The following is a 24,260-nucleotide window of genomic DNA, read 5'->3' as shown; positions in this document are numbered from 1 at the left end:
TCCCGTCTTCTAAAATGGTATTTCATCGTCGAAGTTCATTGGAGGTTCGCTAGCCTGCTTAGGTTGTTGCGGCTGGCTATTTTGTTGCTTTGGCTGGCTATCAGCTTCGCGCTTTCCTCCAAGCATTTGCAGCGTGCCGCCAACGCCAACCAGAACCTCGGTGGTATACTTTTCAGTGCCTGATTGGTCTGTCCATTTGCGAGTGCGCAGCTTCCCTTCCAGATACACCTCAGAGCCTTTCCGCAGGTATTCACCAGCAACTTTCGCTATATTTCCGCTCAGCACCACACGGTGCCATTCTGTTTGCTCTTTCTGCTCGCCCGTCTGCTTGTCTCGCCACTGTTCAGATGTTGCTACTGTCATGTTGGCAAATGCAGCGCCAGAAGGCGCATAGCGCACTTCCGGGTCCTGACCTAATCGACCTACGATGATTACCTTGTTGACGCCTCTGCTAGCCATTTATGCCGCCTTATCTGCTGGTTCGAAATCCGATTTACGAGCGTCGTAAACCTCTTTTGCTTTTGACTGGTATTCGGTGCCGCGAAGCGTTCTCCACGCCTCTTCAAACAATGGCTTAAGTTCATCCATGCTTTGTGCATTGCCAGCCATATCAACGAATGATTTAAGCGTTTCTTCGTGAGGATTTACGCCTGACTCCAGCCAGTTAAGAAGCTGCTTGCCGGTTTCCTCGCTGAGGATTACAGGGTCTGAGTTAGAGAAGAGTTTTGTACGGTCTTTGCTGGCGATCGCATGATGTGTTTCATGCGCGATATCCAGTACGGTAGTGAACTCGTATTCAACGCCATCACGCTGCTCTGACTTCATACCAAGCTTGGCGACCTTCTTGCGGCCGTTCTCTTCAACCTGTGCCGTTTCAGTCTTGCTGCGCATGGTTGCGATGATATGCATAGGCGAACGCAAAATTGCGTCGAGGAACAGGCGATGTCGCGGGTTAATCTCGCTCCACGCTGACCAGCTGTTACCGCGATATTTTGCTTTGGCAATGGTGTCTACCAGCTCAAGGCAGCCACCGACGCCGCCCCATTCGTGCGTGATGCTGTCGATAACCAGAGAATCATATCCAGCATCCTCTGCTGACTTAATCGCCTCAATGAAGCGCTCAGGAGAGAATGGCGGATCCAGTTCCAGCACATCGAACTCAGCCACATCGGAATAAAGTGATGCGCTTCCTTTCTCGGTATCGATGAAAGCGATCTTGCCGCCAATACCTTTTGCAACCAGCAATGCGCTGTATGTTTTACCTGATCCACTTGGCCCGGTAAGTGCCAGCCGTAGCTTGGCTTTCTTTCTCATGGCTTTTTCGAATTTCATGATATTCACCTTTTAGAACGGGCATCCGCCCAGGAAATAACGTTGATTAAGCACTTCTAAGCGCGACAGGTTGAGATACATACGCATGCGCTCTCTGTCACCCTTGTGACGCCACCACAGAGCTTGTGTCGTTGTCATGCGGCGCTGTAGCTGACTCTCTTTCACTGTTGTTGTTGGCTGCATGGAAACCTCCTTCGCTGCCAATTAAATCTTTCATGAGACGCACAAAGGCATCTTCTGACCAGGTATCTGCAATGCTCATGATTTGCGGTACCACGGATAATTGATTGCGGTTTTCATGGCTTGATGAGCCTCTTGCCACATGCGACCATCACCGAGATAGCGAGCAATGACTGCTTTGCTCTGCGCCGCTTTGAGCAGGCTGTGATTTATAACTGGTGACATAAACCCTCCAGGTGCTTACGGGCAGCACGAATAAGACGGCGAACACGTTTGGATAATTCAGATTCGGTTGGGTAATAGGCGGCCACGACGGCACCGCCCGCGATAGCAAATGTCATCGTGGGATTCCTTATGTTGTGTGTGATTGCATAGCGCTGCGTTCGTTGAGCGCACTGATATGCAGGTATGAAAAAGCCGCTTGCTAGGCGGCTATTTAGAAATCTTTTGCATGTCTTTTACTCGGAATCTCCTGACCTCTGTTTCATCCACGCCACAGCAAATGCAGAGACAAACAGGCTCAGAGTCGTAGTGAATTTCCTCTTTCTTACCAACAGTGACAGGCACTTCAACCCAGGTATTTGAGCTAATCTGGCTAACGACTTTGTAGACGAACATTTCGTTTGGAACGCCAAAGCGCTTTTGCTCAATCAGCGCGTAATCACCAAAATCAAAGCTCATATTTTCTCCAGGCAAAAAGAATGCCGCCCTGACTGCTGGCGGCAAAGACATAACAAGGGATTTTTCCATCTATCAGACACTATCGAATCGTCTCCGATAGTACGGTGCGGTATTACACCCAATAGCTAACTCAGAGAATTAGCTATCAGCTGCTATCCACGCGCTTTGAGCATTGCGTCAGCCATAAGATAAGCATCAGCTGCTACACCATCTCTCCAGTTCTCACTAAACCCTTCAACCTCAGCATGATTGAGATATTGAGCGAAGCACAACCCGAGAGCTTCAGTTGCGAAGTAATCACGCAAAGTCGGCGTTTTTACAGAGATTTCATGCAGCGATTCTGCAGCTTGTATGTGAGACACAGCGTTACGAGTTTCTGCGCTGCTATATGACCTTTGGCTAGCTGCATCTGCATCTGAACGTTTCATATCACTCCTCCCCCAGAGCCTTGCTGATGGCTGCATCAATGATCACGAACCTCTCGACACCAAGCGCGTGATATCTGGTAAAACCTGAACCGATAAAGTAGCTAATCTCACCATCGCCGTGGTCGATAGCTTCATGCACGTTATCTACCTGCTCAGAAGTCTGATCTTTGTAATGAATTACTATCGACTTCATATTCACCTCTGTGGCTTGCTGCCAAAAGAAGGCCGACTATGCGGCCTATTCATCGTCGTAACTCAAGCCTTTGTTTTCGTATTCGTCGCCATAATTAGCTAGCTTCTCCTCAATCAACTTTCGCAAAGCAGCCTTGCCATGACGCATCACGCCGAAGTGGATAACATTTCGAATTAACACATCAGCGTTGTTTTCACCTTCACGATTGACCTTCGGAATGTCTATCGTTGTGCTACCAACGATGGTGTCAATCTTCAATGTGCATTTCCCCGATAACTGCACCTGCTTACCCATAACTACCTCGCTGTTACGTTATTAGACTTACGATGACCAGCTGCGAAAAGCGCAACTTCTGGCAGGCACACAGCCCCACCTTCAACTTCCTTCTGACGCGTCCCGGCAAGCGAAATGGCTTTGGTTACGCGCTCACTACAGCCTTCCGACAGCCGTGAAAATGCACGGTCAATCTTTTTACAGTAGGCTTTCATCTCTAACTTCTCTGCTGCCTTCTTTGCGTTGAAAGCTGCAAGGCGACGAGCTTGATTTCTGTTCATATTTGCTCCTCATGCCTGTCTTTTAACCACGTCAGGCTCGGTGGTTCTCGTGTACCCCTACAGCGAGAAGTTGTGTAAAATCGAATTACCCTTACAGCATGAGAGTAATTAACATGGACGAAATTCCATCAATGACATTTCCTATTGGCCTGACTCACCCGTTAAAAGTCAGCCTCGACCCCAATACAGGAGAGCTGGTTTTTGAATGCTTCCAACTGATTGGTGGGAAGACTCAGAAGTTTCGCTTTCTGATGGAGCCGAAGGCAGCACTAACACTGCTGTCCGTACTCCCTGCAATTCAAAGAGACGGGGCTCATATAATCGAAGAAAAAGCCAAGCTAAGTTCCTTGCAATAGACCTCATAATTAACTCCTCATCTGTGAATGCTTTGGTGGTGTGGCGGCTGGAGTCGAACCAGCTTCCATCGGTGCGCTGCCGATTGGGTTGCGCGCGCCTTGTGGTTAGTTATCTAGAATCTTCACCGCAAGGCTATTCCCTAGCTCGCCGTTAAGCTTCACCACACCCCGAAGCATTCACTTCGGCCTCAGATTCTGAGGATTAAATTTTTAAAGAGCATTCACCGTCCTGGTGAGTAGTGCGTCCTGCTGATGGCTAGAATATACAAGATAACAAACTTTCTTGTAAACACATAAATTTGTATTTTATTGTTTTATTATTGTTTCTTGTTGTATTTAAAGGTTATTTATTTTTGTAAAATCTTCGTGCGATACTGCTACGAGTGAAAAATGAACGAGGGATTGGTATGAAAAGTGAGGATGAGTTCTTTGCAGATCTTCACCCGCAGGTGGTGGAGATACTTGGCACGGCGGTGATGCAGGTTTTGGTAGAGCAGCGCGAGCCTTCAAGGGAGGCGCTGATAGAGATGATTCAGGTTCTATGGCAGGAAGATGGTGTGGACTTGGCTGTAGAGCTGGCTATTGATGTACTGAGCTTGCCAAAATAGTAGTGGAAAATGGATCGCCGTAGAACCTGCATCATTTCTGGGTTTGCTAGGGTTTTTATGGGAAAAAAAGGCCTAAAATGGATCCAGCGAATTGACAAAGAAAACCCGGCTCGGTGGCCGGGTTGACTTTTACTGTATGTGCGATCAGTATTAACGGAGGTGAATGATTTTGCACATGCGCTTAATCTTTTTGATTAACACTTCTCTGTCAGTGCCATTTTTTGTGTGTTGCATGGCAATTATGTCTTTCACTAAATGATTGAATTCCTTTTGATATCTCGGTGAAAGTCTTCGTTCTATTTTACCAAGTAACTCAATCGGAAATTTAGTAGTGCTGAAATAGCCGTCATGCTGTAGCTGGATCAAAAGCTCTTCATAAAACTCCAACAGCGGCTCGGCGATTTCATTGAACTCCTTCCTCTTATCACGTTTTATGGCGCTTCTATGCCCCATAAAATGACCAAGCAGGAAGGATATAACCGTCCATCCCAAAGCGATAAGGGGCAGAGAATGTTGGATATACTTATGACCTTCAATGATTTCCTTTGGCATTATTCCTGGACTCTTTTTCCCTTCTTTGGATACGCGATTGGTTATCTTTCCGCCAGGTAGCTCAGTTGTATACCCTATCCAAACGTCTCGTCAGGCCACTGCTAGCAGTCCAGTACTGACCACCAGAACACGCGCCCAATGATTTCTATGCTGTTTAGCGGTTTATTTTCTGGTGGATATTCTTCTGAGTTGTAGCTGCGAATACTTACAGTATCCGGACCAACCCGATGAAGCATCTTAATGCGCTTCCATCCGTCCTCGCTAATCGCGTATATCTTCCCATCAACGATTTTCTTGTCTTCGGTGTTGATCGCTACAGTTGTGCCGTCAGGTATGTTTGGCTCCATACTATTGCCGCGAGCCGGGAAGCATAGAATCCCATGACCATCAGTGCTGGCACCAATTCGACGCAAGGTTGACTTAGAAAATCGCAACTTGAATCCGTTGTAGTCATCTTCGCTGTAGCTACCATCTCCGCACGCGAACTCAATATCTTTAAGAAAAGGTACTTCCACTTCATCATCCCTCAGTGGAGTTTTGCTATCCCAAACATCGACCGCCCCCCATTCCTTTTCAGGTGGAAGTTCATCCTGCCTAATGACACTAGATCTCCCGAGAAGATAAGAAACATCGCAACCAAGAGCTACTGCAAGCTCCGGGAGATACCTCGGCCTCTGCGTCTTCCCATCCTCAAGCTGCTGAATGGCCTGCTGAGAAGTGTTGGCTTTAACAGCCAGCTCAGCCTGAGTTAAGCCAAGCTCGGCTCTTCTGAGTTTGACCCTTTCTGAAATGCTCATAAAAACCTCTTGATTAATCCCTCCATATTTACAAGAAACACGGTATTTGACAAACAAGGTAGTTTGACAATAAAATACAAATTAGTTTGTAAGGAGGTTGTATGGAAACGTTATCTGACCGACTCAAACAGAAGCGAATTGAACTGAATCTCACCCAGACGCAACTGGCTGAGTTGTCAGGGACTAATCAGCAAACAGTACAGCAAGTTGAATCAGGTAAAACTAAGCGACCTCGATACATTGTTGAACTGGCTCAAGCCCTGAATTGTGACCCGCTCTGGTTGTTGTACGGGAACACCAAGAACGCAGCATAAGAAGTACCGCTCTTTAATAATCTGCCCCTCAGAACCTGAGGACAACCAACGCATCAACCGATGCGTAAACACTTATTAACTAAAGGAAGTATTACAAATGGAAGAATCAATGTATCGCAAGAAAGCAATGCAAATCGAATCAACATTGCTTAATAAGATCGCCGCGTTTGGTCAGTCGAAGCTTTCAAAGCTAACCGGCATAGACGAAGCGCAGATTTGCCGCATGAAGGTGGCAAAGGGAAGGGAGAAGAACAGCTTCTTCAAGACCATGAGCATGATGCTGGCGGTTCTGGAATACGGAATCGAAGACGAGGAAATGGCTGAGCTTACAAAGCGGCTGGCTAGCTATCTCACAAAAGAAAAACCCCAAACGAGCGGTAACTCGTTTAGGGCTTAAGCACACTGTGTTACGCCAAGTAACAGGAGTAATTATGACAAAACCACTCAGTCCTTACCAGGACAAAATGCACAAAAACATACTACGTGATCGCTTCCTGTCCAGCTTCAAGCAGCCTGGTCGATTTCGGGCTGAGTTGGAGAAAGTGAAGCTGATGCAGAAGGAGAAAGGTCATGAGTAACGTATCCAATCTAGCCGAAGCCAGAGAGGCCAGAAGGCTCCAGCAACCGCATCAAAGCAGCGGTAAGGGGTATGCCTTGCTGCACCGTAAAATTATGGATGTGCCGTTCTACAAGGACGCTGAAGCATCACATCTGTGGGTTCACTTAATCCTGAAAGCCAAGCATGCACCTGAGCATGTAATGACAGACGCAGGAGAAATTCTGGTAGGCAGAGGGAATCTTCTTAGCGGAAGAAACGCTCTGGCGTTTGAGACAGGACTCAATCCTGATCGCGTTCAGTACCTGCTGAGAAAGTTCAAGAAGCTCGGCATGATTGACTGGGTTTCACACGGTAAATTCTCAGTATTCTCGGTAGAGAAATATGACGATTATCAGTCAAATTTTGTACCAGCAGATTACCAGCAAATTACCAGCCATAAGCCAGTGATACCAATGTCTGCGAGCGATACTGTACCAGCAGATTACCAGCAAATTACCACAGATAAAGAATTTAATAATATCTCTTCTACTAACGTAGAAGAGAGTGCCGTAGCAGCGCCAAAAACTGAGAAAAAGAAATCGTCTCTCAGCTGTCAGCAAGTCGTCGATGTCTACCACGAGTTAATACCTGAAGCACCAAGAGTCAGGGCGCTTAATGACAAACGCAAAAACCAGATTCAGACGTTCTGGAGAAAGGCCGGTGTCATCACGCGCCAACTTGATGGGCATGGTTTCACTCTGGAAGACTGGAAGTCCTACCTGAGCTATGTCGCTTCAAACTGCCGCTGGATGTTCGAGGAAAGACAAAATCCTCAGCGCGGCACAGTCTGGCATAAGAAGGGATTCGACTTCCTACTGAACGACAATACATACCTCAAAGTACGCGAGGGAGAGCACGATGATCGATGATTACAAATTGCCACCCAACAATTACGAGGCTGAGCAAGCTGTGCTGGGTTCAATCATGCTGGACGCGCAGAGTGACAACATTCAGCGCGTTTTTTCTTTTCTGAAGCCGGATATGTTCTACAGCAGACAGCATGGGCATATCTTTAAATCACTTAGTGACCTCAACACGAAAGGTAAACCACTTGACCTTTTGACTCTCGCGGACGTGCTTGAGGCTTCTGGCGATCTGCAGAATGTAGGCGGCTTTGCATACCTTGCTGAACTATCAAAGAACACGCCAAGCGCCGCTAACGTTATCCACTATGCCAATGCCGTAAAAGACAAGGCAACAGAACGCATGGCAATCACTCAGGCAAATCGCATGCTGGAAATTCTGTATTCCAGAAACGGTATGAGCACAGAGGATAAAATTGAGGCCGTACAAGCTCTTTCCATGCAAATTGATGAGAGGGCGAAGACTGTAAAACGTGGCGGACTGATGCCGTTCTCTGATGTTTTTAGCGAATGGCTGGATGTTGTTGATGGTCGTTTGGCTCAGGACCCAGCATCGATTGGCATCACATCTGGAATTCAGGCTCTTGATGCAATGCTTGAGCCAAAACGAATAGTCAAAGGTTCGCTATTTGTTATTGGCGCCCGCCCTAAAATGGGCAAGACAACGCTCTATACCAGCATGGCAATTCATTGCGCACTGAACGAAAACCTTCCTGCACTAGCCTTCAGCTTAGAAATGCCTCGTGTGCAGTTGGCGGAAAACATAATTAGCCAGAACTCCGGGGTTAATTCAAAAGTCTTCTACCTCAACGATTACGACGATAACAAATTCTCTCTGGCTACAGCTAAAGGGTTTGAGATTGCTCAAAATGGAAACCTGTACATCGACGATACTCCAGGGCTTCCTTTGGCGCACATCGTTGCAGAGTCTCGCAGAATTAAACGAGAGAGGGGCGTTGTAGGGATGATACTTGTCGACTATCTGACGCTGATGAAGGCAGAAAAAGCGGAGAGGAATGACCTTGCCTATGGAATCATCACCAAAGGACTGAAGAATCTAGCGAAAGAACTTAACTGCGTTGTTGTGTTGCTGACTCAGCTCAATCGAGACCTTGAAAAGCGACAGAATAAGCGACCTTTGCCAAGTGATTCACGCGATACCGGTCAGATTGAGCAGGACTGTGACTACTGGCTTGGCATTTATCGAGAGGGGGCATACGAAGAAAACGTTAATCAGGCTGAAACTGAATATCTGCTTAGGTTAAACCGCCATGGTGAATCTGGTGTTGTTTATGCTGAACAACGCAACGGGATTATTTACCACGTTGACCAGGAACAAGCCAAACGACGAAATACAGAGCGCGAAGAGAAACCCAAGAGCAAGAAGGGGGGCTACTAGTGAATACACGAGACAAAATACTCAACCACCTTGAAACAAACATTCCCACCTCAGCACCACAATTCGCAAAACTCCTCGGATGCCAGAAATCACATATCAACCTGCTACTGCGTGAACTTATCGCAGACGGTCAGATTGAGATTGAGCGCATCAGTAAGAGCGTGAAGTATTACCGGTTAGCGTCGTTACATCATGAGCACACAGAAGCCGTCCTGCGCTATCTGGATGAGCATGAAACCGGAATGGCAGTTGAGATATCCACAGCAACAGGAATCGACAAGCGCCTCGTTACGAAGATGCTCAAGCACCTTCATGAAAACGGCGAGCTTCATCGCGACTGGTGCCACAAGAACGCATGGGTATACAGCAAGAAGCCGGTATTTAACTTTGGCGCGGCCAACCCACTGACTGCATTTATCAACAAGGCATTAAAAGAGGTGCGTACATCATGAGTGAGTTCATCAAACACATAGCGAATACCGTATTTGGGATGTACCAAGAACCATTTTCTGAAGAATGGGATTTGGAGCTGAATGAAATCATGGATACAGGAAGAGTTATTCAGACAAGCGATTGCACTATCACTTACATGCACAAAGGGAATGCGATAACTGTTTGGGCAGCAAATAAATACTATTCATTCGGTCATCTTGTTCGGGTCAACGGACAGGGAGTCGGTAAAAAATTCCAAAGCAGACCACGCTTCAAAACCATGCGGAAGCTTTGGAGCGCTTACTCAACAGCGCATGACAACTTTCAGAATGCAGAATTCAAGAAGCTATTTAATTAACACCCCAGCACGCTGATGGAGAGGAATGATGAGTACAGCACAACAGTTATTGAATGCGGATATCAAAGAGGCAGCACACCGCAAGAAAAAATGCATGAGTTCAAGCAACCTTCCGCTTCACGAAAAGATAGCAGAAAGGCCGCTCCCTAAAAAGTCACCACGCGACCGAGTTCTATTCAAGATTATTAGTATGAACATTCGAGCTATAACCGAGAAGTTTAATAATGGAACTTATTGACGCTCTTATGTCGCCTCCCGGATTGGTTCTTCTTCTGGTTATGGCTATAGCGCTTAAACAAATCAACGATAGTTTTTGATGGAGAGGAATATGGACGAATCAAGAAAGGCTTTCGAGCAGAATTTAATGGATGAGTTCGGTTATCCAAAGGAGCGCATAGAGTATTGGAGGGGAAAAGAAGATTATAGTGCTAACGAATTCTTAAGCGCACGCTGGAAGCTATGGAGCAAAGCATGGCAGGCATCTCGCGCAGCTATCGAGATTAAGCTTCCTCAAGCCGAACTTGTTTACTCCACCGCAACAGATACATATGGCGAGGATGGCTGCTTAATGCTTCCGGTAGAAACGATATCGAGGGTGCTCGATGACGCTGGAATCAAAGTGAAGGAGTGAGTATGAGCGATACAGTAAACGGTATGTGTTCAGACGCACCGAGAGCCAAAAAGTGCAAATGCGGAAAGTCGCCGACCATCTTCGACATGGAAAGCGGGTGTCAGATTTATTGCACCAATCATGCCACAGTGGTAGCAGCAAACTATCGAAGCGCTGTGAATGAGTGGAACAGCTTAAAAAATGTCGAAGGAGCCAAACCGTGAGCTTACCAAAACCATGTCCATTCTGCGGGAGCGGAAATATGGAAACCGTTGCACACAGCGTTGCGAGCTGGTTCTTTGTCTACTGCACAGAATGCGGTGCAAATGGTCCTGAGGAAAAGACAAAGGTTAAAGCAGCATTAGCCTGGAACCGGAGAGCTGGAGATGAAGCAGACAATCTTCCTCAGGAGTAAGCAGCAACAGCAGTCAGCAATAAACGCCATCCTTGCAATACCTCTAGACGAAAAGTCACCACACGAAGTCCACATCAAAGAGCCCAAGAGAACCAAAGCGCAGAACGACCGTTTATGGCCGATGCTGCATGACGTTTCTCAGCAGGTGCTATGGCATGGAAATCGTTACGACGAATCGGACTGGAAAGACATATTTACTGCTTTCTGGCTGAAGATGAAAGACAAGAAGCAGAGGAGCGCCCCAGGGATTGAAGGTGGTGTGGTTATGTTCGGCGTGCGTACCAGCAAGATGCGAAAGGCCAGCATGACAGAACTTATCGAAATCATGTTCTGGTTCGGTTCAGAGCGAAACGTAAAGTGGAGTGATGATTCACGCCGCGAGCTGGAGTTTAACAAGCGATTCGGAGATGCGGCATGAAATACCTTACTGAAACGCTGGTATCGCTGATTTTTATCATTGCATGGGTTGTTGGTGTTGTTCTTGCCAGCGGGTTCTGGTCGACGCTATTCAGCGTATTCTTTCCGCCATGGGGTTGGTACCTAATAGCTGAATGGGTGCTTCACGGATGCCCTGCAATATCATGAGGATACGAAATGGCTAAACAGCGACGAAGCATAACCCAAATCGCAATGGACAACCTGATATTCATCCCCACCAAACGCTCCAGAAACAAACTCAAGCCAGTACCCACCGAATCAGACGTAACCACGTTTAATTACACTGCGCACCTGTGGGATATCCGCTGGCTGCGTGACCGTGCGAGGAAATAGCTATGAGCAGCTTAGATGATGACTACGCAGACCGACTCGCTGACCTTCTCGAAGATATGGAAGGTGACGGCGTTGACTCAGTCGGAATGATTATGAACTGGGTAGCCGGATATGTTCAGGGAAGGATAGAGGTTAATGGCGCAGAAGCTTACATGTACCAGTTCGAAGATGCCGACATGATTATCCAGTTACAGGAACCGGAAGAAACCACAGCAGCGAGGTTGCATTGATATGGACTATTCACAGTTATCAGACCAAGAAATTAACGCAATGGTTGGGAAGATAGTCAGCAAAGATGGCCTCTCAATTATCGCATCAGATGGAAATGCCGTTATCCATGAATATGCAGATTGTGGTGAATTCAAGGGAATATGTCTTGGCTGGAAGGTATTTGACCCATGCCATAACCCGACAGACGCATGGCCGATTATCGCTGATAACCACATCGGAATAGCACCATATCCCAGCGAGGCCTTTGCTTGGTCATCACGCCACGGCATGGCATCTGATTTATCTGCAGAAGATAAAAACCCTCTCCGCGCTGCGATGTTGGTCTTTCTGATGATGAAGGGGAAAAAATAATGGTCATTTGGTCACTTTTTGATGGTTCAGGAATTATGGGCCTCCCATGGGCAGAGGCGGGGCATGATGTTTACTGCTTCAATGCTGACGAGGGAAATCACGGGGAATATCACATCAAGATGCAGCATGAAAATCTGCATTATGTGAATTGCTGGATTAGTGAGAATTTTCCATACAAGCCAGATCTTACAGGAATCCCTAAGCCAAAGATGATTTTCGCCTTCCCTGATTGCACAGATTTGGCGGTGTCAGGGGCAAAGCATGAAGGGCATACATCACTGGATTCAGTTAGGCATGCAAAGATGGTAGAGAAAATGGCAGAGGAGTTCGGCGCGGCATGGATGGTGGAGAATCCAGTTGGAAAAATGTCTACCCACTGGCGCAAGCCGGATTATTACTTCGACCCCCACGAATACGGAGCGCATCTACATCCGGATGAAGGTTCCTATCACCCGAGAATGCCACCATGCGACGGGTATACCAAAAAAACCTGTATTTGGGCTGGAGGTGGGTTTGTCATGCCAGCAAAAAGACCCGGCCCTATAAACATCGGTTATTTCTGGGGATGGAAATCACTTGGCGGAAACAGCGCTAAAACAAAACAACTTCGATCTTTGACGCCGCGCGGTTTCGCACGAGCAGTATACGAGGCCAATAATGCTTAGCGCACACGAAGCCCAATCATACGAGCAGCAGAGCATACGTCGAACGTTGTGCGCAGGCTGCACGAAGGAGTTAACCGACGATGAGACTCACGTTTGTGAAGAATGCGCATCGCTGGCAATAGCGTATCGAGACCCTAACGGATTTATGACGGAGGAAGATGATGGCTAATCTTCGAAAAGAAGCGCGGGGCAGGGAATGCCAGGTCAGGCTGCCAGGAATTTGCAACGGTAATCCTGAAACAGTAGTGCTCGCGCATTACCGCATGGCTGGTATCTGCGGAACCGGAATGAAACCAGATGATCTGTTTGGTGCATGGGCGTGCTCAGCTTGTCATGATGAGATAGACCGGCGCACCTGTCGCTGCGATGTCACTCAGGCCCGCATAGCGCACCTTGAAGGCGTTATTAGAACGCAGGATGCCCTGCTGAAAGAGGGTAAGGTGAAGCGATGAATGAATACCGAATAGAGTTGCCCTGGCCGCCCGGGAACAATCATCTCTTCTCTGTGTTCCGAGGGCGAAAGATAAAAAGCAAAAAGGGAAGGGAGTACACGGAAGCAGTAACGCAGCAAATCATCAAAGCAAATCAGCAATACCAACTGGCCGGCAGGCTGAAAGTAAAAATCCTCGCATATCCACCTACACGCACCAGGCGTGACCTGGACAACCTCTTCAAAGCACCTCTCGATTCTCTCACCAAAGCTGGCGTTATCGCTGATGACAGCCTCATTGATGACGTTCGCATGGTGCGATGTGAAGTTATGAAGGGTGGGAAGCTTGAAATAATCATCACAGAACTGGAGGCGGCATGACCAGAGAATATGTCAAGAAAATCCACTACCCATGCGAAACGGCAGCAATCTTTCAGGATGTGCTTTTCGTCATGCGGCTTAATGATGCATCTGAAGTTCTGGATAAGGCTGACAGAGCCGCTGAGTTCTACCTGAGCTATTTCCCTTTCTGCACATTAGAAAACATCAGAGAAGACGTTCTGTACAGTTTCGGCGGCCTTTACCTGAATGATTTCGAGCTTATCCGGGAGGCAGCATGAGTACCGTAACTAACATCCAGCAAGTCAAATGGCAGCGTCAGCGCGATATGCATACCGAGCAGGTGCTGATTGGAAAAGAGCATGAGCTTGAGCGCAGTCTTGATTATGTACGTGAGCAACTGCGGGAAGTGCGCAACCGACTCGGAACGAATAAGCCAGACCATGACCCGGAGGCTGCATGAGACACACACCGATATTCGGAATGGTCAACTTCATCGACGATGCTCATTTCCGCCGAGTGTGGAAGCACCCGAAGAAAACCATCAACTCACGCCAGAAAGCATGGGTTCACTACATGCTGCAGGTTTGGGGGAAGGTTAACGCCGGTGATGATTCTCCAGGTGGTGCAATCAACGTTATCGGTCGCCTGATGATTCGTAGCCAGTGGAGCGATGACAAGGCTAAACAGATTGAATCTGTCGTCATGCGCCTGTACGAAGAAGATGGACTGCGTGGAGATGCGCTCTACAAGAAAGCTCGCGAACTGGTCATCCCTCAATCATCGTTTAGCAACATCATCGCTCTCGCCAAAGAATCCGATGATGCTGCTTTCGTTGAACGTGTGATGGTCAAGACGTTTCACCGAGAAAGCCCCGTCCGCGATGTAGCTATTAAGCGATATTGCAATCGCAATTGCACGCAAGATATCGCCAGGCTGATGAATGCTGTCACCGGAATGGATATCCAGTCGTGCAGGCGCAGGGTCGTTTGGTGCGAGAATGTGCTCGATTCGGAAATCTTTTATGCGATGAGGCGAGAAATTGAGAAGGAATTTCCACAAGCGGCATAATATTTAGGTAAATTGTCCTAAAAAACTTGCCACCGCGAAATGGAAGTAGTACATTTTGTGTATGCTCGGAGCAAAAGCGAACAGAGCAGCCAAACAAACAAGCCCTGAGGTTAACGCCTTGGGCTTTTTCGTATCTGCACAACAGGAAAGAGCATTCTCCCGTATGGGGCTTGGCTTAAATGCACCGAGTGCTCTGTCCGTTGTGGTGAATGCGCAGGCTGATGCGCCATGACTACAGTAGTGCGCGCTTCATGGGGCTTGCTACAACCCTGAGCGGGAGATCAGCACCCGCCACCACAAACAAACCCACTGCCTGGGACCCTTCGGCCATAGAGCCGGCATTGCCTTACCCTCATCTTCCCGGCCTGTCGTCGGGTTTTTTATTCAGGCCGCAGACAATCAATTCCAGATGCCCCGTAGCTATCGTGTCTGACGGCCTTTCCCCAACTACCACACAGCACCCCGGACCCGGAGGTGTGGAATGCAACGTATGAACCCAACAAATGGACACGATCTACCGTACTGGTGGTCGGCGGCCTTGGGCCTGTTCTCTTTGCTTAGCCTGCAGGATTACGTGTTTATTATCGGCGCGCTGGTATCGGCGTTCTTCACGATAAAAACCTATTACGCAAAACGGAAAGAAGAGCGTGAGCGTATGGCTGAGGAAAGGAAACGAACCCAACTGCTGGAAAACTACTTATCTGATGTAGGTAAAAAACCTCGCTCCGATCGTCCGGCTGCCGCCGAGGTGGTTACGGAGGCAATGCGGAGAATTTCCGGTGGCACAGTTGAAACTGAGTAAGAAAAGCGGTGCCGCGGGCATTGTCTGCTCCGTCGGAACGATCATCGCCATTGTGATGAATGCGGGCCATGTCAGGACTAACGAGCGCGGGCTGGAGTTAATCGGCAACGCTGAATCTTGCCGCCGTGATCCGTATGTCTGCCCGGCGGGTGTGCTTACTGACGGCATGGGGAACACGCATGGCGTGAAGCCCGGCACCGTTAAGTCCGACCAGCAGATCGCAGCCGAGTGGGAACGCAACATCCTTGATGCCGAGTCCTGCGTTAACCGCTACGGGAATGGGCGCAAGCTGTCTGATAATACTTTCTCGGCAGCTGTATCAGTAACGTTTCGTGCTGGCTGCGGAAATATGCGCACATCCACGATGTTCTCTCTTCTCAGAAGCGGGGACATCACGGCGGCATGCAACCAGTTCCCTCGCTGGGTATGGGGCGGCGGTAAGGTTCTGTCTGGTCTGGTTATTCGCGCCGGGAAAGAAAAGGCGCTCTGCCTGGATGGTGTGAAATGAGCCGATTAACCGCCATCATCTGCGCTGTCGTTATCTGCCTGCTGGTTTCCATGGCCTGGGCGATTAACCACTACCGAGAAAACGCCATCAACTACAAATACCAGCGCGATAAGGCGACGGTCAGGGCCGACACATCTGAGGCGATCACCAACAACGTGATCACCACGATGAACCTCATCCGTGACATCTCACAGGCTACCCAGAATGCAAAGAACGAACTGGCCAAAAAAGGCGAGACGCGCATTGTCTACATCAGGCAGGCGCTTGAAGGCGATCCGTGCGCTAACCAGCTTGTTCCTTCTGCCGCTTCTGACAGCCTGCGGGAACAAGCAGACAGTTTACGTTCCGGTTCCGGTGGTTCCGATAAGCGCTGACCTGACCGCAGGCACGCCGATCCCCAGAATGGTGGTTCCGTTCACGTGGCAGGCAAGTCTGGAGTTAAACGCTCAGCTCTATACGGCGCTGGGGCAGTGCAATCTGGATAAGGCGGCAATTCGGGAAATTGAAGAGGCGAGAAAAATAAATTGAAATCGAGAAATGAAAGTAGTAAAAGTCAGTCATGCTGTGAGCAGTCCAGCTGAAGAAAAATCATCAAGTGTCAAAAACAAAATTCTGAGCCTCGGCAATCGCCGGGGCTTTTTTGTATCCGCATTTCACCGCGCACCGCAGCGCATTCAAACCACGTCGAACCAAACCCTTTGAAATGAGCCTTTGAGGAAGTCAGTTAGTGCTGGCGAGCCTCGACGGGCTGATTTCCTATGCGGCAAAGGTTCATCTCAAAGAAAGGTACACGCTATGAATAATCCGTCAGTTATTCCGGCCTTCGACTTCCGCGAAATGGTTTTGCCATCCAACGGAAAGGTCATCACGACGTCCATGAAGATCGCCCGCTTTTTCGGCAAGGCGCATAAAAACGTTCTTCGCACTATCAAGCGGCTGGAGTCTGATTGCTCCCCTGACTTTAACCGGCTCAATTTTGAGCCCGTTGAATACCTCGATAAAAAAGGGGAGATGCGCCTGATGTACAACATCACGAAAGATGGCTGGATGATGCTTGTAATGGGTTTCACCGGAAAGACGGCGACCGCAATTAAAGAGCAATACATCGCCGCCTTTAACTGGATGGCCGAACAACTCAGCCGGCGCATGGCGATGGGTGAAGAAATGCAGCACCGCTACGCCATCAAAGAAACCAGGTCAAAGTTGAAAGGTACGATCGGCAGCCGTTTGATGAATGAGCGGAAGAAAGAGAAGCGCGTTCTGGAGCTCGAGCATGAGCACATCATGCAGGTGACACAGCCAGAATTGCTGATTGGCTGATTGACATTACAGGAGCCCTTCACTGAGGGGCTTCGATAATGATCTGTGTAACCCCGCAAGGATTGTGATCACATCTTGCTGGCGGGTAAGCCGTAAGTGGCTAAGCACTTCTGAGAAGCAGGGCAACAGCTGCGACAAGGCAAAGAGGTAATCATGTCTGACATCTACCAAATCACGCTAACCACCCAAACAGGCGAAACCTTCACGGGCAAGATGTCACGACGTCAGCCTGAGCTGGTTAACGGCTTTGTGCCGCTGGCGACGGAAACGGGACAGTGGCTGTACTTCGCTCCTGTCGACGTTAAGCGCGTGGAGTTCACGCCGGTACAGGCAGAGCAAACGGAACAGCCAGAAGAACAAACAACGGAGTAACCAATGAGCAAACCAGATTGGGAGGCCATTGAATCGGCTTACCGGGCTGGTTCATTGTCAGTAAGGGCAATCGGTGAAAAGCATGGCGTTAACCACGCCACCATCCTGAAGAGAGCAAACAAAGAAGGATGGCAGAGAGACCTGACAGAAAAGGTCAGGGCGGCAACCAAGGCCAAGGTAACCAAGTCGGTAACCAAAGACGGTAACCAGTCACCAGTGGTTACTGATGAGCAGATTATTGACCAGGCCTCCGATGAGGCGGCTGCTGTAGTCATGGCTCATCGGGAAAGTCTGGCGGCGTGGCGCGGCATCACAAATAAGCTCCGCGACTTCCTCGAAGATGCAGATATCACGGAAGAGAATCATGCCTCAATGTCTCGCTCGATCACTGCCGGTGTTGATGCTCAAATCAAAGTGATAAACGCTGAGCGCAAGGCATATAACCTTGACACCGAAGAAGGCAATAAGACGGTTGATGACCTGTCTAACCTGATGGATTCATTGTCTCAGGGGGCTTAATGAAACCTGAGCACCTCAAGCTGCTGGCCGACAAAGACTGGCGGTTGAACAATCTTTACTGGATCACCGACAAAGAGGGTAAGCCAACGCGGTTCAGGATGACGCCTGAGCAGCGGGAATACTTCGAGGGGATCCACACCCGAAACATCATCCTGAAGGCCAGGCAACTCGGTTTCACCACTGAGGTATGCATCATTCAGCTCGACGCAGCCCTGTTCGAGTCGGCGAAGTGCGCACTGATTGCCCACACGCTGAATGACGCAAAGCGCCTGTTCAGAGAAAAGGTGAAGTACGCATACGACAAGCTGCCAGCAGAGATAAAGGCGGCCAACCCGGCCAGCAACGACTCTTCCGGCGAGCTCGTCTTCAAGAAGGGCGGCTCACTCTACGTCAGCACGTCGTTTCGTGGTGGTACGCTGCGTTACCTGCACGTTTCAGAGTTCGGGAAGATATGCGCCAAGTATCCGGACAAAGCCCGTGAGATTGTCACTGGTGCGTTTGAGGCGGTATCTACCGGATGCTTCGCTACTATCGAGAGCACTGCAGAGGGCCGGGCGGGTTACTTTTTCGATTACTGCCAGACGGCAGAGAAAGCGCTGCTGCAGGGCAAATCCTTGTCCGCACTGGACTGGAAGTTTTTCTTCTTCTCCTGGTGGAAAAATCCGCAGTACGCAATCGACCCGGTCGAACCTCTGCCGGTGCGCCTGCTGGAATACTTCGCAGAGATGGAAGCGAAGCACGGCGTAGTAGTCAACGAGCGCCAGAAAGCCTGGTACTACGCCAAAGAGAAAACGCTCGGCGATGACATGAAGCGCGAATACCCGACCATTCCGGCCGAGGCGTTCCAGCAGTCGGCCGAGGGCGCGTACTACGCCAAGCAGTTCCGCTGGCTCTACACCAACAAGCGGATCGGGCAAATCCCGGATAACTCACATCTTCCGGTGCACACGTTCTGGGATATCGGTGTGGGTGACTCCACGGCGATATGGTTCGTTCGTGAGGTCGGCGAAGAGTTCCACATCATCGACTACTACGAAAACTCCGGCGAGGGGCTGAGGCACTACATGAAGGTGCTGAAAGACCGCGGCTATGAGTACGGAGAGCACTGGGGGCCGCACGACATCGAGAACCGCGAATTCGGTGCCGATGCAAAATCGCGCAAAGAACTTGCACAGGAAGGCTATGAAATAGACGGCCAGGTGTACTCGATGACCTTCAATGTTGTTCCGAAAACTGGTGTCGATACCGGCATTGAGTCGGTGCGTGAAATTCTCCCGTCCTGCGTCTTCGATGAGGAGAAATGTGCCGAGGGCATATCTCACCTCGAAGGCTACCGCAAGGAGTGGGACGACAAGCGCGGGTGCTGGAAAGATAAACCGCTTCATGACTTCACATCACACGGTGCTGACAGCTTCCGTTACTTTGCAGTAGCGAAGAACAACCACAAGCAGGTCGGCGCAGTATTCTTCTAAGGAGCTCATCAGTGAGTGAACAACAAAGCGAGGTTTCATTCCTCGTTAATGCCCTTGCTGATGCTATCGGGCGGCAGCGCATGCTGTACGCAGGCCAGCCGGGAAACACCAAACGCACGAAGTTGTGGGATGAGTTCGGCTATCCAAACAGTCTCGAGTTTGACCGATACTACCGGGCATACGAGCGCAACGCGGTGGCGTTTGCCGCAGTTCATAAGCTTCTCGATTCGTGCTGGGTTGATAACCCGACGATCATCGACGGTGACGACGGAAAGGAGTCAACCGAGACAACGGACTGGGAAAAGTCAGCCACTAAGCTGCTGAAGAAGCACTGGCCGAAAATTAAGGATGCGGATCGCCGTAATCTGGTTGGCCGGTACTCGGCATTACTCATTCAGTTCCGCGACGGAAGGGAATGGAGTGAGCCGGTAGACAGGTTGGTGGTGGCACGACTGAAAGACAAGGCCATTGTTAAGCTGATACCCGCGTGGGAATCGCAGATCAAGCCAGGCAACTTCGATACCGATACACTTTCAGAAACGTACGGCCAGCCAGTTTCGTACAACTTCAACGAGCAGCCAGTTGGTGATGATGGCACGTACGGCCCGGTGCGCGGCGTTACCGTACATCCCGAGCGAATCATCATTCTCTGCGAAGGCTCAGAAGACGAGAACATGCTCTCTGGCGTGCCTTTCCTGCGCGCTGGTTACAACAAACTTCTCGACCTCGAAAAGGTATCTGGTGGTAGTGCCGAAGGGTTCCTGAAGAATGCAAGTCGCCAGCTCGGGATTGCGTTCGACAAAGAAACCAACATTGCGAACCTGTCAAAGCAAGCCACAGAATCTGGCTACAAAGACCTGGGCGAAGCGCTTAACGACAAAGTCGCCAAGATGAACCGTGGCACGGATGCGGCCTTGGTTATGCAGGCCGGCACGCCGTCGGTTCTCTCCGTTGCGGCGGCAGACCCGTCTCCAACCTGGACAGTGGCCGCCAACGAGTTTGCATCTTCGATTCAGTGCCCGTTCACCATACTGTTTGGTCAGCAGACGGGGCGCCTTGCATCCGATGAGGACAAGACGGACTGGGCGAAGCGCTGTAACGGCCGCCGCTGGGGATTCCAGTCAACGATTGTAGAGAGCGTGCTTGAACGCTTTTGGACCGTAGGAGTAATTGACCCGCCATCATCCGGAGAGGTCACGCTGGCATGGTCTGATCTGCTCGCGCCGAGCGAAAAAGAGAAGATTGCCAACATGCAGGCAATGGCCGTCGTGGCGAAAGACACACAGCAGGCATACGGCACTCCGGCAGTGGATGAAAACGAAATCCGCGCAGTCGGCGAGCTGGAGCCTCGCAAGGTCGTTCAGCCACCTAACCCTGATGTAAAGCAAACCGATAAGGATCCGCTGACAGATGATGATGACAGCGCAAACCAGAATCGGGACGCCAATCGTACCGCGCAATAAAGCTGACCCTACGCAGTCCTCGCGGCAGGTCAGCAGGATGTTCAATGATATCGAAGATCGGTATCTGAACATTAAGCGCAGGCTAAAGACACTCTTTGACCAAAGGCTGACAGGACAGCAGCGAGAGGCGAACGCGCAGCGGTCATGGATGATGTGCAACAACGAAGGTGCAGAGCCTTCGCTGTATCAGGTCAATGCCGGTAAGTTCATCTATGACATGACGGCTGCTGAACTGGCCGACCTCCTGCAGGTGGTTCAGTCGATACTGGATGACGAGCTGCTTGAAGGTGGCAGTCAGAATATCTGGGCGATGGATTACGTCACCGCAGAGTACGAGCGTGGCACGCTTGGGGCATTCACGAATCTTTCGGTGCAGTCACCGGTGTACGCAAGCCAGACGACGCTGCAGCAGTTGCTTTCGAGTGCTGCATATCAGAACCAGATTGCGAGTGCCTACATCAGAACGTACAGCGACTGGAAGGGGATCAGCGATACCGCGCGCGCCGACCTGGCCAATGTCATTGCCGATTCGATCGGTCGAGGCATTAACCCGCGCGAGACGGCCAGCATCGTCAGTAAGCGCCTTGATGTCTCGATGTCGAAGGCAAAGACCATCGCTCAGACTGAGCAAGTCGGTGCGCTGCGTGAAGCGCAATGGAACGAGACGGATTGGGCAGCAGATAGGCTGGGGTTGAATACTGGGCTGCTTCACTTATCGGCACTGAAGCCCACCACACGACAGACTCATGCTTTCTGGCATGGAAAGGTCAGGACTACGCAAGAGGTCCGCGACTGGTATGCGGTGGACGGCAATAAATTTCATTGCTATTGCAGCCAGATTCCGGTGCTGCTCAACGACGACGGCAGTATTTTCAACGAAGGGCTGGCGGATAAGCTGGCGAAAGAAAGAAAAGGGTGGCAATCTTCTTGAGTCATTAATGGAGGAATATCATGGACAAAGAAGAAAAACTTCAAGAAGTTATTGCACACCCTCAGAACCTGAAAGATAGCGCTTTGGCGCACCTGGTACTTTGCGCCAACCTCAATGCCGGTGTCGACGTTACCGTTATCGTAAGTGGGCAGGTAGTTGCAGGACAATTGGTATCAGGCAAGGAGTACGCTGAAACTATTGCAAGCAATCTCAGGACTGCTAATGCCAGCCCTGAACTTAAAGATGCGATGGCATCATTCTTTGATAATTTAGCGCTTGAGTACAGAAGCGAAGATGGTCACACAATTCCATTAAACTTCCTTCATATTAAAAATCCGTCATACATGAAAGGTGACGGGGGATGGATAAGTGTCCATGGCTCCATCGTTCGAATACCAATTGAGAAAGTTGGCGGCTTCTCCCTCGGGAAGGATAGCAAACTGTAATCACCTTATGAGGTCGCTACGGCGGCCTTTTTTATTGCCTGAAATCCACCAATGAGGACCCAGCATGAAACGCAACCGCGTAAACGTGCTGACCGTCGTCAACTCCGCTTCAAACATCACTACTGAAACCATCGACGGCAAGCCACATATCGTGGTTCGCGGCATCACGCCTGTCGTGGACGATATCGTGATGAACCGGAAGTTGTACCCGGCAGCAGAAATCGAAAAGGCCTACAACACGCTCGAGCGTAACCCGATGCCGCTGGGCCACCCGAAAGTTGACGGCAAGCATGTATCGGCGCGCGATGTCCGGGCGGTAAACGAGTATCACGTCGGGGCCTGGCTGCAGAACGTCAGCCACAACGACGGGAAGGTGACGGGGGACATGTACGTTAACCGCCAGTACGCCGAGTCGAGCGACAAGGGTAAGCGCCTGATTAACCGTCTGGATGAGATGATGGCTGGTACCAACTCAGACCCGATCCACATCTCCACCGGCCTGCTGTATTCCGGCATTGCTGCCAACGGCGAATCAAAGGGCAAGAAGTACAACGAGATCGCCACCAACATGATGTTTGACCATGTGGCGGTGCTGCTCGATGAGCCCGGTGCCGGTACGCCGGAGGAGGGCGTTGGCATCTTCGTTAACTCAGAAGGTGATGAGCAACAGATTGAGGTTGCCCGCCTGGCTGATGGTATCGACTGCACCCGCGAGGGCCTGCTTAACAAAACCAAATTCTTCTTCACCAATGCCTCCAACTTTTCTTTTGATGACATCTCCCGCGCCATCAGCGACAAGCTGCGCGAGGGTGACACCGAAGATAAGTGGCTTTGGCCTGAAACGGTGTGGCCGGACAGCTTCATCTACCGCAATGACACCAAATACCTGAAGCAGAAGTACCTCATCGATGATGACGGCAAGGCCGTGTTCGTCGGCGAACCTGTAGAAGTCGTGCGCAAACCCACTGAGTACGAGATTAAAACCAACGGAGAGAACGATCCGATGAAACAACTGATTATCAATGCGCTGCAAGCCGCTGGTAAGCCGACTGAAGGCAAGTCCGACGCCGAGCTGATGGACGCATACAACCAGATGAAGGCCGAAGAAGCCACCGCCAAGAAAAAAGGCGATGAAGAAATCGACCCGGAAACCGGCAAGCCCAAGAAAAAAGAACAGGTCACCAATAATGAAGAGATGCCAGCGTGGGCGAAAACACTCGCCGATCGCGTGGACGTCGTTTTCAACAGCCTGAACGCGAACGCCGACAAAGAGAAAGACGAAAAGCGCGCGGCTGTGAAGCTGGCGATGAACATGAGCGATGAAGAAGTCGCAGATCTGGATGGTAAGGCCCTCGACGCCATGTACGCCAAGTGCCAGACATCCTTCGGCCTGAATGGTGCATTCCGCCAGGTCAATTCCTCTCAATCAGTCAGCGAAATGCCGGAGTAAAAAATGGCTAAAGACGGAAAACATGTAATTCACGCGGGCGGTATCTTCGCGAACCCACAACTTCACCGTGAAGGTGCTGCAGCCGCTGATACTCCTCCCGGTACGATTGGTTTCTTCGACAACACCACGAAGAAATTCACCGCCTCCGTGGATGGCAATGAAGCCGCGATCCTCTACGTAGCCAACTATGACTACCTGCGTTGCAAAACCGTAGATGACGTTATCAAGGCTGGCGACTGGGTTGTTGCTTTCCACCCAACCCCTGGCGTTTTCTTCAACGTTCCCGCCGCTGCAGGCACTTACACAAAAGGGCAGCCGCTCTCCGTTGCCAACGGCCGCGTTAAAGCTGTAGGCACTGATGAATCGGTCCGCTGCTACGTAGAAGAAGACCGCTCATACACCATTGCAACGGCAGGTGACCTCCTGCGCGTGGTCATTAAATAAGGAGC

General features: G+C 50.1%; 46 protein-coding genes and 1 tRNA gene. 34 read left to right on the top strand and 13 right to left on the bottom strand.

Annotated features, from left to right (window positions below):
• Nucleotides 1-9 precede the first annotated feature (9 nt).
• From ssb to SPH27_RS08105, 10 genes are all read right to left on the bottom strand, one after another.
• Nucleotides 10-459 (bottom strand): single-stranded DNA-binding protein, encoded by a 450-nt coding sequence (gene ssb, locus SPH27_RS08150; RefSeq protein WP_322435670.1) that lies wholly within the window; start codon nt 457-459, stop codon nt 10-12.
• Entirely contained in the window at nt 460-1,332 is an 873-nt protein-coding gene (locus SPH27_RS08145) for an ATP-binding protein (RefSeq protein ID WP_013098079.1), read from the bottom strand.
• Between the two features lie 12 nt (nt 1,333-1,344).
• On the bottom strand, nt 1,345-1,515 hold the full coding sequence (locus SPH27_RS08140) for a hypothetical protein (RefSeq protein ID WP_013098078.1): 171 nt from the start codon (nt 1,513-1,515) through the stop codon (nt 1,345-1,347).
• A gap of 75 nt (nt 1,516-1,590) precedes the next feature.
• The gene (locus tag SPH27_RS08135; RefSeq protein WP_322435669.1) at nt 1,591-1,737 is read right to left on the bottom strand and encodes a host cell division inhibitory peptide Kil; all 147 of its coding nucleotides are present in this window, start codon (nt 1,735-1,737) and stop codon (nt 1,591-1,593) included.
• Entirely contained in the window at nt 1,722-1,853 is a 132-nt protein-coding gene (locus SPH27_RS08130; RefSeq protein WP_267933666.1) for a hypothetical protein, read from the bottom strand. Before SPH27_RS08130 ends, SPH27_RS08135 begins: the two co-directional genes overlap by 16 nt.
• A gap of 91 nt (nt 1,854-1,944) precedes the next feature.
• A complete protein-coding gene (locus SPH27_RS08125) occupies nt 1,945-2,262 on the bottom strand; it encodes a hypothetical protein (protein ID WP_322435668.1) in 318 nt (105 codons plus the stop codon).
• 83 nt (nt 2,263-2,345) lie between these two features.
• Nucleotides 2,346-2,621 carry a hypothetical protein gene (locus tag SPH27_RS08120; RefSeq protein WP_322435667.1) on the bottom strand — a complete coding sequence of 92 codons (276 nt, stop codon included), beginning with the start codon at nt 2,619-2,621 and terminating at the stop codon, nt 2,346-2,348.
• A 1-nt stretch (nt 2,622) separates the two neighbouring features.
• Nucleotides 2,623-2,814 carry a hypothetical protein gene (locus SPH27_RS08115; RefSeq protein WP_322435666.1) on the bottom strand — a complete coding sequence of 64 codons (192 nt, stop codon included), beginning with the start codon at nt 2,812-2,814 and terminating at the stop codon, nt 2,623-2,625.
• A gap of 45 nt (nt 2,815-2,859) precedes the next feature.
• A complete protein-coding gene (locus tag SPH27_RS08110) occupies nt 2,860-3,108 on the bottom strand; it encodes a hypothetical protein (RefSeq protein ID WP_322435665.1) in 249 nt (82 codons plus the stop codon).
• A 2-nt stretch (nt 3,109-3,110) separates the two neighbouring features.
• On the bottom strand, nt 3,111-3,368 hold the full coding sequence (locus tag SPH27_RS08105; RefSeq protein ID WP_416208284.1) for a transcriptional regulator: 258 nt from the start codon (nt 3,366-3,368) through the stop codon (nt 3,111-3,113).
• 113 nt (nt 3,369-3,481) lie between these two features.
• On the opposite strand from SPH27_RS08105, the gene SPH27_RS08100 reads away from it, so the two are divergent.
• The gene (locus SPH27_RS08100) at nt 3,482-3,724 is read left to right on the top strand and encodes a hypothetical protein (protein WP_322435664.1); all 243 of its coding nucleotides are present in this window, start codon (nt 3,482-3,484) and stop codon (nt 3,722-3,724) included.
• Between the two features lie 33 nt (nt 3,725-3,757).
• Here the strand turns inward: SPH27_RS08100 and SPH27_RS08095 are convergent.
• A tRNA-Arg gene (locus SPH27_RS08095) sits at nt 3,758-3,892 on the bottom strand.
• Between the two features lie 239 nt (nt 3,893-4,131).
• Here SPH27_RS08095 and SPH27_RS08090 point away from each other — a divergent pair.
• Nucleotides 4,132-4,332 carry a hypothetical protein gene (locus SPH27_RS08090; RefSeq protein WP_322435663.1) on the top strand — a complete coding sequence of 67 codons (201 nt, stop codon included), beginning with the start codon at nt 4,132-4,134 and terminating at the stop codon, nt 4,330-4,332.
• Between the two features lie 150 nt (nt 4,333-4,482).
• On the opposite strand, the gene SPH27_RS08085 is transcribed toward SPH27_RS08090, so the two are convergent.
• Nucleotides 4,483-4,884 carry a hypothetical protein gene (locus SPH27_RS08085; protein WP_322435662.1) on the bottom strand — a complete coding sequence of 134 codons (402 nt, stop codon included), beginning with the start codon at nt 4,882-4,884 and terminating at the stop codon, nt 4,483-4,485.
• A 101-nt stretch (nt 4,885-4,985) separates the two neighbouring features.
• Nucleotides 4,986-5,681 (bottom strand): helix-turn-helix transcriptional regulator, encoded by a 696-nt coding sequence (locus SPH27_RS08080; protein WP_322435661.1) that lies wholly within the window; start codon nt 5,679-5,681, stop codon nt 4,986-4,988.
• A gap of 101 nt (nt 5,682-5,782) precedes the next feature.
• Here SPH27_RS08080 and SPH27_RS08075 point away from each other — a divergent pair, with 101 nt between their 5' ends.
• From SPH27_RS08075 to SPH27_RS07920, 32 genes are all read left to right on the top strand, one after another.
• Complete coding sequence (locus SPH27_RS08075; protein ID WP_322435660.1) at nt 5,783-5,995, top strand: helix-turn-helix transcriptional regulator; 213 nt, start codon at nt 5,783-5,785, stop codon at nt 5,993-5,995.
• A 97-nt stretch (nt 5,996-6,092) separates the two neighbouring features.
• Nucleotides 6,093-6,392: a CII family transcriptional regulator gene (locus SPH27_RS08070; RefSeq protein WP_322435659.1), complete on the top strand. Its 300-nt coding sequence runs from the start codon at nt 6,093-6,095 to the stop codon at nt 6,390-6,392.
• Nucleotides 6,393-6,426: 34 nt separating this feature from the next.
• A complete protein-coding gene (locus tag SPH27_RS08065; RefSeq protein ID WP_088130987.1) occupies nt 6,427-6,573 on the top strand; it encodes a DUF2740 family protein in 147 nt (48 codons plus the stop codon).
• Nucleotides 6,566-7,462 carry a DNA replication protein gene (locus SPH27_RS08060; protein ID WP_322435658.1) on the top strand — a complete coding sequence of 299 codons (897 nt, stop codon included), beginning with the start codon at nt 6,566-6,568 and terminating at the stop codon, nt 7,460-7,462. Before SPH27_RS08065 ends, SPH27_RS08060 begins: the two co-directional genes overlap by 8 nt.
• The gene (locus tag SPH27_RS08055) at nt 7,452-8,855 is read left to right on the top strand and encodes a DnaB-like helicase C-terminal domain-containing protein (RefSeq protein WP_322435657.1); all 1,404 of its coding nucleotides are present in this window, start codon (nt 7,452-7,454) and stop codon (nt 8,853-8,855) included. The genes SPH27_RS08060 and SPH27_RS08055 overlap by 11 nt, the downstream gene beginning before the upstream one ends.
• Nucleotides 8,855-9,307, top strand: coding sequence for a transcriptional regulator (locus SPH27_RS08050; protein ID WP_322435656.1), 453 nt, complete (start codon nt 8,855-8,857; stop codon nt 9,305-9,307). The genes SPH27_RS08055 and SPH27_RS08050 overlap by 1 nt, the downstream gene beginning before the upstream one ends.
• Nucleotides 9,304-9,645 (top strand): hypothetical protein, encoded by a 342-nt coding sequence (locus SPH27_RS08045; protein WP_322435655.1) that lies wholly within the window; start codon nt 9,304-9,306, stop codon nt 9,643-9,645. Before SPH27_RS08050 ends, SPH27_RS08045 begins: the two co-directional genes overlap by 4 nt.
• 328 nt (nt 9,646-9,973) lie before the next feature.
• Nucleotides 9,974-10,276, top strand: a complete 303-nt coding sequence (locus SPH27_RS08040; RefSeq protein WP_322435654.1) for a hypothetical protein — start codon at nt 9,974-9,976, stop codon at nt 10,274-10,276.
• 241 nt (nt 10,277-10,517) lie between these two features.
• Nucleotides 10,518-10,670: a Lar family restriction alleviation protein gene (locus SPH27_RS08035; protein ID WP_322435653.1), complete on the top strand. Its 153-nt coding sequence runs from the start codon at nt 10,518-10,520 to the stop codon at nt 10,668-10,670.
• The gene (locus tag SPH27_RS08030) at nt 10,642-11,088 is read left to right on the top strand and encodes a recombination protein NinB (RefSeq protein WP_095429002.1); all 447 of its coding nucleotides are present in this window, start codon (nt 10,642-10,644) and stop codon (nt 11,086-11,088) included. The genes SPH27_RS08035 and SPH27_RS08030 overlap by 29 nt, the downstream gene beginning before the upstream one ends.
• Before the next feature lie 176 nt (nt 11,089-11,264).
• Complete coding sequence (locus SPH27_RS08025) at nt 11,265-11,441, top strand: NinE family protein (RefSeq protein ID WP_322435652.1); 177 nt, start codon at nt 11,265-11,267, stop codon at nt 11,439-11,441.
• 2 nt (nt 11,442-11,443) lie between these two features.
• A complete protein-coding gene (locus tag SPH27_RS08020; protein WP_069720278.1) occupies nt 11,444-11,671 on the top strand; it encodes a hypothetical protein in 228 nt (75 codons plus the stop codon).
• A 1-nt stretch (nt 11,672) separates the two neighbouring features.
• Nucleotides 11,673-12,023 carry a phage protein NinX family protein gene (locus SPH27_RS08015; protein ID WP_248203096.1) on the top strand — a complete coding sequence of 117 codons (351 nt, stop codon included), beginning with the start codon at nt 11,673-11,675 and terminating at the stop codon, nt 12,021-12,023.
• On the top strand, nt 12,023-12,688 hold the full coding sequence (locus SPH27_RS08010) for a DNA cytosine methyltransferase (RefSeq protein WP_322435651.1): 666 nt from the start codon (nt 12,023-12,025) through the stop codon (nt 12,686-12,688). Before SPH27_RS08015 ends, SPH27_RS08010 begins: the two co-directional genes overlap by 1 nt.
• Complete coding sequence (locus SPH27_RS08005) at nt 12,681-12,857, top strand: protein NinF (RefSeq protein ID WP_322435650.1); 177 nt, start codon at nt 12,681-12,683, stop codon at nt 12,855-12,857. The genes SPH27_RS08010 and SPH27_RS08005 overlap by 8 nt, the downstream gene beginning before the upstream one ends.
• Nucleotides 12,850-13,140 carry a DUF1364 domain-containing protein gene (locus SPH27_RS08000; protein ID WP_322435691.1) on the top strand — a complete coding sequence of 97 codons (291 nt, stop codon included), beginning with the start codon at nt 12,850-12,852 and terminating at the stop codon, nt 13,138-13,140. The genes SPH27_RS08005 and SPH27_RS08000 overlap by 8 nt, the downstream gene beginning before the upstream one ends.
• Nucleotides 13,137-13,499: a RusA family crossover junction endodeoxyribonuclease gene (locus SPH27_RS07995; protein WP_322435649.1), complete on the top strand. Its 363-nt coding sequence runs from the start codon at nt 13,137-13,139 to the stop codon at nt 13,497-13,499. The genes SPH27_RS08000 and SPH27_RS07995 overlap by 4 nt, the downstream gene beginning before the upstream one ends.
• The gene (locus tag SPH27_RS07990) at nt 13,496-13,738 is read left to right on the top strand and encodes a hypothetical protein (RefSeq protein WP_322435648.1); all 243 of its coding nucleotides are present in this window, start codon (nt 13,496-13,498) and stop codon (nt 13,736-13,738) included. Before SPH27_RS07995 ends, SPH27_RS07990 begins: the two co-directional genes overlap by 4 nt.
• On the top strand, nt 13,735-13,920 hold the full coding sequence (locus SPH27_RS07985) for a hypothetical protein (protein WP_322435647.1): 186 nt from the start codon (nt 13,735-13,737) through the stop codon (nt 13,918-13,920). Before SPH27_RS07990 ends, SPH27_RS07985 begins: the two co-directional genes overlap by 4 nt.
• Complete coding sequence (locus tag SPH27_RS07980) at nt 13,917-14,528, top strand: hypothetical protein (RefSeq protein WP_248270085.1); 612 nt, start codon at nt 13,917-13,919, stop codon at nt 14,526-14,528. The genes SPH27_RS07985 and SPH27_RS07980 overlap by 4 nt, the downstream gene beginning before the upstream one ends.
• A gap of 481 nt (nt 14,529-15,009) precedes the next feature.
• Nucleotides 15,010-15,330: a hypothetical protein gene (locus tag SPH27_RS07975; protein WP_322435646.1), complete on the top strand. Its 321-nt coding sequence runs from the start codon at nt 15,010-15,012 to the stop codon at nt 15,328-15,330.
• A 55-nt stretch (nt 15,331-15,385) separates the two neighbouring features.
• The gene (locus SPH27_RS07970) at nt 15,386-15,838 is read left to right on the top strand and encodes a lysozyme (protein WP_322435690.1); all 453 of its coding nucleotides are present in this window, start codon (nt 15,386-15,388) and stop codon (nt 15,836-15,838) included.
• A complete protein-coding gene (locus tag SPH27_RS07965; RefSeq protein ID WP_322435645.1) occupies nt 15,835-16,212 on the top strand; it encodes a DUF2570 domain-containing protein in 378 nt (125 codons plus the stop codon). The genes SPH27_RS07970 and SPH27_RS07965 overlap by 4 nt, the downstream gene beginning before the upstream one ends.
• 421 nt (nt 16,213-16,633) lie before the next feature.
• A complete protein-coding gene (locus SPH27_RS07960) occupies nt 16,634-17,158 on the top strand; it encodes a Rha family transcriptional regulator (RefSeq protein WP_322435644.1) in 525 nt (174 codons plus the stop codon).
• A gap of 153 nt (nt 17,159-17,311) precedes the next feature.
• On the top strand, nt 17,312-17,530 hold the full coding sequence (locus SPH27_RS07955) for a hypothetical protein (RefSeq protein WP_322435643.1): 219 nt from the start codon (nt 17,312-17,314) through the stop codon (nt 17,528-17,530).
• A 3-nt stretch (nt 17,531-17,533) separates the two neighbouring features.
• The gene (locus SPH27_RS07950) at nt 17,534-18,049 is read left to right on the top strand and encodes a hypothetical protein (RefSeq protein ID WP_039025437.1); all 516 of its coding nucleotides are present in this window, start codon (nt 17,534-17,536) and stop codon (nt 18,047-18,049) included.
• Entirely contained in the window at nt 18,049-19,521 is a 1,473-nt protein-coding gene (locus tag SPH27_RS07945; RefSeq protein ID WP_322435642.1) for a terminase, read from the top strand. Before SPH27_RS07950 ends, SPH27_RS07945 begins: the two co-directional genes overlap by 1 nt.
• A gap of 11 nt (nt 19,522-19,532) precedes the next feature.
• On the top strand, nt 19,533-20,984 hold the full coding sequence (locus tag SPH27_RS07940) for a DUF1073 domain-containing protein (protein ID WP_322435641.1): 1,452 nt from the start codon (nt 19,533-19,535) through the stop codon (nt 20,982-20,984).
• Nucleotides 20,938-21,915 carry a phage minor head protein gene (locus tag SPH27_RS07935; RefSeq protein ID WP_322435689.1) on the top strand — a complete coding sequence of 326 codons (978 nt, stop codon included), beginning with the start codon at nt 20,938-20,940 and terminating at the stop codon, nt 21,913-21,915. Before SPH27_RS07940 ends, SPH27_RS07935 begins: the two co-directional genes overlap by 47 nt.
• Before the next feature lie 20 nt (nt 21,916-21,935).
• Nucleotides 21,936-22,361, top strand: a complete 426-nt coding sequence (locus tag SPH27_RS07930) for a hypothetical protein (RefSeq protein WP_322435640.1) — start codon at nt 21,936-21,938, stop codon at nt 22,359-22,361.
• A gap of 64 nt (nt 22,362-22,425) precedes the next feature.
• Nucleotides 22,426-23,811, top strand: coding sequence for a DUF2213 domain-containing protein (locus tag SPH27_RS07925; RefSeq protein ID WP_322435639.1), 1,386 nt, complete (start codon nt 22,426-22,428; stop codon nt 23,809-23,811).
• 3 nt (nt 23,812-23,814) lie between these two features.
• Nucleotides 23,815-24,255: a hypothetical protein gene (locus tag SPH27_RS07920; RefSeq protein WP_047647778.1), complete on the top strand. Its 441-nt coding sequence runs from the start codon at nt 23,815-23,817 to the stop codon at nt 24,253-24,255.
• The last annotated feature ends 5 nt before the right edge of the window (nt 24,256-24,260 follow it).

The sequence above is a fragment of the Enterobacter sp. A103 genome (assembly GCF_034427535.1).
In the GTDB taxonomy this organism is placed as follows: Bacteria; Pseudomonadota; Gammaproteobacteria; order Enterobacterales; family Enterobacteriaceae; genus Enterobacter; species Enterobacter asburiae_B.
This window is presented reverse-complemented; position numbering and strand designations above follow the sequence as displayed.